7 protein-coding genes are annotated in these 9056 nt (G+C 65.8%); 2 read left to right on the top strand and 5 right to left on the bottom strand.

The window, feature by feature from the left end; all coding sequences use genetic code 11:
- The 3 genes from ACO48X_RS02380 to ACO48X_RS02370 all read right to left on the bottom strand — a co-directional run.
- The coding region (locus ACO48X_RS02380) for a hypothetical protein (protein ID WP_485000182.1) at positions 1-4024 on the bottom strand (4024 nt) is incomplete at its 3' end.
- A 233-nt stretch (positions 4025-4257) separates the two neighbouring features.
- Positions 4258-4989, bottom strand: a complete 732-nt coding sequence (locus ACO48X_RS02375; protein ID WP_485000180.1) for a hypothetical protein — start codon at positions 4987-4989, stop codon at positions 4258-4260.
- 240 nt (positions 4990-5229) lie between these two features.
- Positions 5230-5745 (bottom strand): hypothetical protein, encoded by a 516-nt coding sequence (locus ACO48X_RS02370; protein ID WP_485000179.1) that lies wholly within the window; start codon positions 5743-5745, stop codon positions 5230-5232.
- 543 nt (positions 5746-6288) lie between these two features.
- Between ACO48X_RS02370 and ACO48X_RS02365 the strand changes: the two genes are divergently transcribed.
- Entirely contained in the window at positions 6289-6621 is a 333-nt protein-coding gene (locus tag ACO48X_RS02365) for a hypothetical protein (RefSeq protein WP_485000177.1), read from the top strand.
- On the opposite strand, the gene ACO48X_RS02360 is transcribed toward ACO48X_RS02365, so the two are convergent.
- Complete coding sequence (locus ACO48X_RS02360) at positions 6618-7277, bottom strand: nucleoside/nucleotide kinase family protein (RefSeq protein WP_485000175.1); 660 nt, start codon at positions 7275-7277, stop codon at positions 6618-6620. The two genes, ACO48X_RS02365 and ACO48X_RS02360, sit on opposite strands and share 4 nt — an antisense overlap.
- Positions 7278-7362: 85 nt before the next feature.
- On the opposite strand from ACO48X_RS02360, the gene ACO48X_RS02355 reads away from it, so the two are divergent.
- Positions 7363-8712, top strand: a complete 1350-nt coding sequence (locus ACO48X_RS02355; protein WP_485000173.1) for an NAD(P)/FAD-dependent oxidoreductase — start codon at positions 7363-7365, stop codon at positions 8710-8712.
- Positions 8713-8809: 97 nt separating this feature from the next.
- On the opposite strand, the gene ACO48X_RS02350 is transcribed toward ACO48X_RS02355, so the two are convergent.
- A partial coding sequence (locus ACO48X_RS02350) for a hypothetical protein (protein ID WP_485000171.1) occupies positions 8810-9056 on the bottom strand: 247 nt, incomplete at its 5' end.

The raw sequence follows: 9056 nt of genomic DNA, 5'->3' as shown, positions 1-9056 counted from the left end.
CGATTTCAAGGGGCGGTACATGGCTTCCGGGATTGCCGGCGGGTATGTCGATCCATGCGCTTTGCTGAATCGACGTCGGCGAGCCGGCGGCGCCGGCGAAAAGCAATCCGTCGTAGGCGATCGCATTGACGATCGAGTGCATCGGCTCTGAGCAGCGGCTCTGCACGCGCAGCGGGATGCCGACCCACAGGCCAGCGGAGGGCTCGCCGTCGGCTCGCTTGCCGGTGTGCAGGGTGGTGCCGTAGCTGCTGACGCGGTCGGCGAGCGTTTGCACGGAGGCCCCCGGGGCGAGCCATTGGGCCGTCCCGTACATCGAGGCGATCGACATGCTCGTCTTCATCGGCACGGCGACGGTGGGTTCCAGACGCAGGGGGTCGCCGATCGCGACGGTTCGTCGAGCCCGGGCGAGCGTTCCCACCGCCATCTGGGGTCTGACCTCGGCCGCTTCGTCGACCGCAAGCCATCCGAAGGCCTCGCGCCCGATCGAGTGGAACATGCGCGCCGCGGCGGTGAAAGTCGTGCAGACCAGGGGAACGGCGAGGAACAAAAGCTGCCACGCGGCGGTCAGTTTCTCCGGCTCGAGGTTGTTCGGGCAGTTCCCGGCGACGACGTCGGTGGCCGCATCAAGCCCGGGATGGGTGAACTCGGCTGCCGCGCGCAGAAAGGCGGCGTGCAGTTTCAGGGCGGCCAAGAAAAGCTCCGAGCGGGCCTCGTCGAGTTCGACGTCGAGCCAGGGCGTGTTCTGCTCCCGCTCGGCCTCGCTCTGCGGGGCCCCGGGATAGGACTTTCCCCACAGCCGCCGATCCTCTTCGCATTGGCGGGTGAGCCTTGGGATGTCAGCCCGGATCTGGGTCAATTCCTGTTGAATCGCACTGACGCGGCGGGCGCGGGCGCGCACGAGCTCCTCGGCCTGAGCCAGAGCCGCATGGGCGAGCCCGTCTGCCTCCGCCGCGGCGGCCTCCCGTGCGCTGAGCTCGTCGTAGCGTGCCTGCCACCCGCGCTTGGCGCCCCCTCCCGATCCGATCCTGCGGAACAGCCCGGGCTCTTCCTTGCGTTGGCTTTGGACGAGCGCGCTCGCTGCGCGAAGCTCGCGTTCGGCGGACGCCGCCGCGTCGATGAGCTCGGGAACCGAGGCCTCCGCCTCCCGCAAATCCGCCACCGCAACGTAGATCGCGTCTTCGGCGCGGGCGAGGCGAGTGGGGAGCTGGGCGAGTGTGTCGCGCCGCCTTTCGGCGTCGACCCGCTGCTGGAGAAGCGCTTCGACCTTTTTCTCCACCTCTGCGTAGGCTGCGCATGCGTTTGCCCAGTCGGCGAGCCGGAGGTTGTCGCGCCGGATCGTCTGCTCCTCAAGGATCGCGTTCATCCCCGCGACGCCTGCCGTTCCGTCCGCGAACCAGTAATCGCGGCGGAAGGCGGCCTGCTGCGCTTTGGTGTCGAGCTGGGCGGCGACCATCGCCCAAGCGCCCGAGGCGTCGGAGGCTTCGCCGTCCGAAGGCCGGTCCGCGGAGGGGGAGGCTGCGGCGCTCTCGCGATCGCCCGGGGCCCCGGCAAGGGCGGGCGATTCGCCTCCCATGCCGAGCGCGGGCGAATCGGGCGAAGGCGCCGAGGGCGCTGACAGGGCCGTCTGCGCTGAAATGGCCGACGCCGCAGAAAAGGCTGACGCAGCGGACAAAGGCGAGGCGGAAGACTGCGACGCGGCCTCATCGGGGGACGATGCCTGGTCCGGCGAGTCGGAGGACGGGGCGGGCGCAGCCGAGGCGGCCGAGAGAGCGGAGTCTGCCGGGGGCGCCGAGGCCGCGGGAGCGTCCAAGCCCGCGAGCGCCGGATCGCCTGCCGAATCGGACTCGGCCGAAGCGGGTTCCTGCATCGGCGAATAGGGGGCGTTCGACCCCGGGTCCGTTGAAGTCGCGGAGTCTGCGGACGGCGCGGATTCTACCTCCGCCGCATCGACCGTCGCGCCGATTTGCGCCGCGTCGGCGGCCGCGCTTTCGTTCGTCGGCGCATCGCTTTGCGTCGACAAGGCGGAATCCTCCGGCGCCGCGGCCTCTGCCGACGCGCCCGCCGACGCGGGAAAGCCGAACCCCGTCCGGTTCGCCGACGCCGCGAGAGCCGACGCCGCAGAAAGCCGAGAGCCCGCTGAGGAAGCGGCGGCCGAGGCAAAGGAGAACGCCGGATCCGAAAACGCCGGATCCGAAGAGGCCTCTGCGAGGGAGGGATCCGCCTTTCCCATATGGAAAGCCGATTGCTTGACGGCAAGCTTGGCGTTGCTCAGCAGCGAGGCGCCGTCGGGGCGCTGCTTGGGCGCGAAGGAGGCGATGTCAATCGGCGGGAGAGATCCGCCGACGTCCTCCGAGGAGACCGAGGGCAACGGGAACCCTGCATTCGACAGGGCCGTTGAGTCTATGAGCAGAGAGTCGTTCAGCGGCAGGCCGGCGAACGGCGAGTTGCCGGACCGGGCCGAAGCCGCCGCGGAGGCCTTCTGGCCAGAGCCCGCTGCGGCGGGGCGTCCCTCGGGCCGGGAGGCCGCAACGGTGCGGCCGCGGTTGACGTAGGCGGCGAGGCCTTTGAAGAACGCGTCGCCCGAACGCCATTTTTTCGCCACGAAGGAGGGCGAGAGGAACTCTTCGGCTAGGGTGTCGGTCGGCCCGGCTGACACGACGACGGTCTCGAAACCTGTGAGCTCGGGCTTGAGCTGGGGAACCTCGCGGCGGGAGGCGCCGTCGTCCCACGTGTGAATCGTTCCGGTGAATGCGTCCCTCGGATCGCGCAGACGTGACAGCCTGCGCGCGCGTTCGACGACGTTGCCCGCCAGGATCTCGCGGACGACGGCGGCCTTGCCGGTGCCCGGCGCGCCGTTGATTGCGAGGATCCCTCCTCTGTCGGAGAGCTCGTGCATAGCGCGATTGACCGCGAACTGCTGGTTGCGCGAGAGGTGCAGGGCAGGGTCGGCGGGCCATCTGCCGGCGGGAATGCGGGTGGCGCTGAGCCGGGCGTCGATAGCAGCGCTGCGCTTGCGCATGTCGTGTCGGCGGGCGGTGTTGACCGCTCTGTCGGGCGAAAGGAAGCGCGAGAGCGCCGTTCCGGCGTCGTCTCGGCGAATGAGGTCGCTGGCGAGGGCGATCTCGTCGAGGAAGGGGCTGTTGAGGCTGTCCTCCTCGCCCACGTCGGGGGGAAGGCCGTGCGCTCCGGGCGCGCCGGGCTCGCGGACCCTGACGCTCTTGATCCGCACGGCGGGCCTTGCCAGCGAAGGAATTCGCGTCACGCCGGCGGCCGATTGGGCGATTGCGACCAGTTCGGCCAGCGAATCCGAGGTTTGCGGGGACGGGTGGCCGTCTGACGAACGCCGAGCTTCGAACGTTCGAATCGAATTGACAAGCTCCTTCGAGCCGGCGTCGAAACCGAGGAACCACCAGGGAACGATCGGCCCGGGGTCGCGGGCCCGCCCCACTCCCCACGCGGCGGAGGACAGCACGGCGGTTTCCGGCAGGACGCGGCCAAGGGAATCGAGCTGAACCGTGGCGCATGCGCTCATTCCGCGGACGACGGCCAAATTGTCGGTTGAATCGACGAAGATCGATTCGAGCTCGCGAGCGATGTTCTCGGCGGTGAAACACCCCAGATAGACGGTGTGACGCCACTCTCCTTCGAATGCTTCGGCGTCGGCGATCTCCTGCCAGGGCAGCATCATTCCCGGGCGGAGATCCAGAACCTGGTAGTCGGGGAGGGGCGCTTGCACGCCGGTGCGTCCCTTGCCGCGGCGTGCCTCCGCCCCTTGGTAGCGGTGGAAGCGAACGGGCAGATCGGCGTCCTCCGCTGCGTCGTCGGGCGTCTCGCCCAGTGCGGAGGAGGGCAGCTCGAGCTGGGCGCGCCAATCCTCGCCCTGGCGCCGCCGACCATTGCGCCGCGACCTCCGTTTGCGTCCGGTGGGCTCGGGAATGGGCTCGGGGCTGAACTGCTCGATCAGGTTCCACGTAGCGAGGACGCTCAGCTGCTCGTCCTTGAATCCGTGCATCCCTTCTGACATACCTCAGCCTATCTTCCGCCGCGCGAAAATCCGCGCAGCCCTAGGGGAAATCTTACTTTGTGTCACGCCAAGAGCGCGGGCTGAGGCTTTCTAGGCCGGTATGGGTTGCAGCAACCCTTTTGAACTGGGGTAAACACGATCGTGTCCTTCCAATTTTGCGTGATGTGACGGTAATGCCGCCTCCTGATACACCATGATAATAAACGCTTGCGGCAAGCGCATGAAGCGACCCGCTAATCTACTGAGACGGCTGTCGTTTTGGTGCCGCAGGTAGCGATGGTGTTATCCGTGTCTTTTACCTCAGCGTACCAGCTAAATGGGCGAGTGATTCCCGGAATTCGGGTGTACGCCTCCACAATCGTCAAATATCCGTGTTCGATGACCACGAAATTGTCGTCTTCGACGGGAAAGACCTTCTTGCCGTTGAGGTGCCCGGCTGAAAGAACTCCGTTCGCCCCGTCCTCGCCGAAAAGCGTGACGACGTAGCCGAGGGTGTCCGGCGGCGTGCCGACGCCGTCCTCGTACACGAAACGCGCTGAGTACTTCGTTCCGTTGCCTCGAAAGACGACCTTGGAAACGGGGGACTCGGCGCCCGAGACGGGCGTGCACTCGACCGACGTCGTGAACGCCCCTGTCGATTGGGGCGACGACTGCGGTTCGCTGGGACTCTGATGGTCGCGCGAGGGCGGGGGCGCCGGAGTCGACGTCGGCCTTTCGCTGGCCTCGACGGAGGCGGGCGCCGACGTCGCAGCCTTGGATTCGCTCGATGAGGGCGCTGTCGATGGCGCCGAGGACGCCGAAGGCGACGTCGTTCCGCGGGTCTGAGGCGAGGCGGCGGTCGAAGCGATCTGCGTCGGCGTTTGTGATTGACTTTTCTTGCCGTTGGACGATCCTGACGATTCGCATGCGGTGAGCGCCACTAATAAGGCCACCACGGTGGCCGCTCTTACCAGTCTCTTCGGCATGTTCCCTCCTCTGTGGCGTTGCTTTCTGCCTCCGCGTGTTCAAGCGCCACTCCTCAATATTGTTACCGCCAAGGAGACATTGTGTCATGGGTACTATTGCCCAGGGCGGGTGTGTGCGAGGTTTATTCCGCTAGACGGCAAGGAAAAAAGAAGGAGTGTTAGCTCCGCCAAATTGAGGGCGAATTGCGCGGGCCGTCTCCCTAATGATAATGTGCTTAGCTTGCGAATCCTTGAAAAGGGTCAGCAGTCCCTGCGCCGGCCGCTCAGCCAGCCGGTGAGTTTCGATCCCGCCCCTTTTGCCAGGTTTTTCGCCCCTTTTTTGAGATGCCCCTGGGTTTCTTCTCGATGTGCGGCCAGCAGTTCGGCGATCCTCGCCCACGGGATGGCCCTGCGAATGGCAGAGCACTGGCTGGTCAGTCGTTTGCGGCGGTTCGCTTCCTCGACGGCCTCGTTGAGTGTGGCGGCGTCTTCGCCCAGGGCTTCTGCGATCCACAGCATTCCCTGCGGCGACGTCGAACGATTCCATCCGACCCGGGCTTCGAGCGAGCGCCTTTTGCGGGTGGAGCCGTCGGGGGCCTCAAGGTCCTCGTACCAGCTGACCATCGACTGTTTGGGGCTGGAATACCAGTGCTCTTCCGCAAGCAGGCGGTCGGAGCCGGACCTGCGCGCGTCATATTGGTCCGATATGGGCAGCCCCTCCGGTAATTTGGACAGCACGCGTGAAAAGTCCACAGCGCTGAGGCCCTCATCGCTCATTGTTTTCACCCTAACGGAAGTTTGTCGTCCGATTGGACTTTTGTATGCGTGATAGTTTTGTCTTCATTGGTCTTTGCATTTTACGTCATTTGGCATTGATGAGTCGACAATCTTCACGTCTGTCTGCATGGGCATCATTGTCCGACGCCCCGTAAAAGGAAACTGTCCGAATTGTCGGGGGAGAAACTCGCACGGCGGGGCTTGGCGCCGGCTGTTGGCCGCGCGCCGTTGGCTGGAAGGATCTGAGCGGTCCGAACGAAGCTTGGCGACCTGAGGGAGACCCGAGCCGTCCGAGGAAAAACGGGGCGTTCATGCCATTTGCGGCGACGTGCCCGCACCCGTCTCCGATTCGTCCGCAGCGGTCGCGTTCGCCTGCTGGTAGGCTGACGTGAAATCTCACGGCGGGGCCGCTTCCGCCCAGGGGGCGCTAGGCGGCCTTCGCGGTGAAAATGCAAATGCCTGAGCGGCGACGCTCAGGAAAATTCGGGCGTGGCAACGCCCGGAAGGACCCGGGCGGCGACGCCCAGAAGAACTGGAGGAAAAATGACTCCTTGGCGGTGGACGGCATACTGCCTTTTCACTTTCGCCCTTGCCGCATTGGCGTTCAGGTTCGCCGTCGACCCGCCGCACATGCTGGCTGTGGGAGTCGCCGCCGTCGTCCTCGGCGTTCTGGCCTTGGTCTTCGCCTTGAATTCCGACAACAACGGCGGCCCGCTCTCGTCTCGGGGCAACGACGTTCTGGCTGCGCTCGGATGGGCGGGCGGAGTCGTCGGCCTGGCGTTTTTCCCGCCGCAGCCGTCGTGGGCGTGGGTCGTGGCGATGATCGGCCTTTTGACCGCCATGCAGAGGTACGCAGGAAGGCAGTGGTACGGCTAATCCACGACGACGTCGGGCTCCCCGCTTCGCGGCAGCAGATCCTCCTGTTCGGCCCACATCCGCCACCACCTGCCGGGGTCGCCCTCCCTTCGGGCCACACGTTCGCGACGGCGTTTTTCGTCCAACTCAACCCAAACGGCGAGGTCGACGAAGGGCCGACACGGGGCGCTCGCCGCCCCGCATCCTGTGAGAATGAGAACGTCAACGGGCCCCGACGGCGGAATGCGAACCTCCTCCGCCCACGCGCCGCGGTTCCAATCCCACGTGCGCGCCGTCGCGCGCCCTCGGGATCGGACGGGCTCGAGAATCTGGGCGGCGACGGTCTCGACGCCGTCGATCAGGCCGTTCCAGCCGCCGATGAACGACTCGACTTCGATCGCAGCGACGGCAGTGCCCTCCTCGCGGAGCTCCTTCTCCAGTTTTCCCGCCAGGGTGGTCTTTCCCGCGCCCGACCTTCCGTCGATCGCGACTATGAAGGTTGGCCGCGCCGCCGCCAAGCCCGTCGTCGCCAAGCCCGTCGTCGCCGAACCCGTCGTCGCCGAACCCGCCGGCGTTCCCGAAGCCTGCTCTTCTGCCCGCCTGCGTTCGTCTGTCAGCGAGCGAATGAAGCGAGGCGCGTCCGCCGACGAGACTCGTGCGGGATTGCTCTCGGGCATGTCGGCGTTCCTTTCTTTGGGATCGATCTTTGACGTTCCACACAATTATGTGAGGCTTACCTTACTTAAAGATATCCTTGTGTATATGTCACAACACACGCCCCTTGCGGAAAGCGAATCCGACCGTGCGGACGTTCCCCGCGTCGTCATCGTCGGAGGCGGTTTCGCCGGAATTTCTGCAGCGCGCAGCCTCAAAAAGGCGAAGGTCCGCATTACGCTCATCGACAAGAATCCCTATTCGACCTTCCAGCCGCTCCTCTATCAGGTGGCGACCTCCACTTTGAACCCCGGGGACATCACGTACTATCTGCGCGCGATCCAGGCGGGGCAAAAGAACCTGAGGGTCGAACTGGGCGAGGTCACCGCCATGGACCATTCGGCCAGGACGGTCACGGTCGACGGCGCGAACGCCATCCCGTACGACTACCTCGTTGTGGCGACCGGCGTGGCCGCCAACTATTTCGGGATTCCCGGCGCGCGGGAGAATGCGCTGCCGCTCTACACCCGCGGGCATGCGCTCGATGTGCGCGATCGAATTCAAGGGCTTCTCGACGCCACGGCCAAACGCCCGGGCGCGAAGATCCGAATGGTCGTCGTCGGCGGCGGGCCCACCGGCGTCGAGACCGCCGGTGCGCTCGCGGAAATGCGGAACAAAGACGTTCCCGTGCTTTTCCCGGAAATCGGGGCCGACGGGATCGAGGTTGTCCTCATCGACATGGCCGACCGCCTGCTCGGGCCGTTCGACCCCAAGTCGTCCGAATACACGAAGAGGGCGCTTGAAAGGCGCGGCGTCAAGCTGATGTTTCGGACCGCAGTCAAAGAAGTGCGCAAGGACGGCGCCCTCATCGCCCCCGTCGGCGGCGGGGACGATGACTTCCTCGAGGCCGCCGTCGTCCTGTGGGCTTCCGGCGTGGGAGTGCCCGAGGCGGTGAACTCGTGGGGCCTTCCGCAGAACGCCCGGGGGCGCATACTTGTCGATGACCGGCTCCGGGCAGTGGGTTTCCCCAATGTCTTTGCGGCGGGCGACGTCGCCTCGATAGGGGAGCGCGGGCTGCCCCAGCTCGCTCAGCCGGCCAAGCAGACGGGCAGGCACATCGGCAAGGCCATCCGCGCCGACCTCGGCGAGAAGAAAGATCCGGGCGCTTTCAAGTACAAGGATCTCGGCATCATGGCGACGATCGGGCGAGCCGCGGCCGTGGCAGAGATCAAGCATTTCCCTCGGATGAAGGGCTTCCCGGGATGGATGACGTGGAACATGGTTCACATCGCCACCCTCATGGGAGGCCGAAACCGGTTGGCGTCCATGGTCAACCTCGGGACGAAGTACGTCACATGGCGCAAGAGCCACTCGTTGATCGTCGGCGACATCTCCGACGTTTCCAAGGTCGCGGGAACCGAAGGAAAGCCACTTTCCGTAGCGCGGTCTTTGCGTTAGCAGGCCTTCCGTCTTCGCGTCAGGGGCGCTCCCGCCTGGATTTGCGAGGGGCGCCGGGGGCGGCTGCATCCCTGCGAGAGGTTCTCACGCGCAGTCGTCAGTCGCTGGAGGCCTCGGCCTCTTGGGCGTCGATCGTCTCCCGCAGCTCGGCCAGCTCGACCATGTCAGAGGCAGCCCCCAAAAAGTGCACCCCTCTCGGTTCGACGGCGTTGCGAATCGAGGCCGTCGTCGATTCGACCGTCAGTCTGGTTGGTCCGTACCCTTGGATGAAGTAGACGAATTCCCGTCCCGAAAGCTCTTCCGCCTTGGGGTGGGTTTCCAGCCGCTCCAGCAGGGTCCTGGCC

This window comes from Peptidiphaga sp., from assembly GCF_057238965.1.
Note: the sequence above shows the minus strand (reverse complement) of the source record. Positions and strands in the feature narration are given on the sequence as shown.

Coding starts and splice junctions, on each gene's coding strand:
- ACO48X_RS02375 (WP_485000180.1), bottom strand. CDS start 4,989: ATGCCGAAGAGACTGGTAAGAGCGGCCACCGTGGTGGCCTTATTAGTG.
- ACO48X_RS02370 (WP_485000179.1), bottom strand. CDS start 5,745: ATGAGCGATGAGGGCCTCAGCGCTGTGGACTTTTCACGCGTGCTGTCC.
- ACO48X_RS02365 (WP_485000177.1), top strand. CDS start 6,289: ATGACTCCTTGGCGGTGGACGGCATACTGCCTTTTCACTTTCGCCCTT.
- ACO48X_RS02360 (WP_485000175.1), bottom strand. CDS start 7,277: ATGCCCGAGAGCAATCCCGCACGAGTCTCGTCGGCGGACGCGCCTCGC.
- ACO48X_RS02355 (WP_485000173.1), top strand. CDS start 7,363: ATGTCACAACACACGCCCCTTGCGGAAAGCGAATCCGACCGTGCGGAC.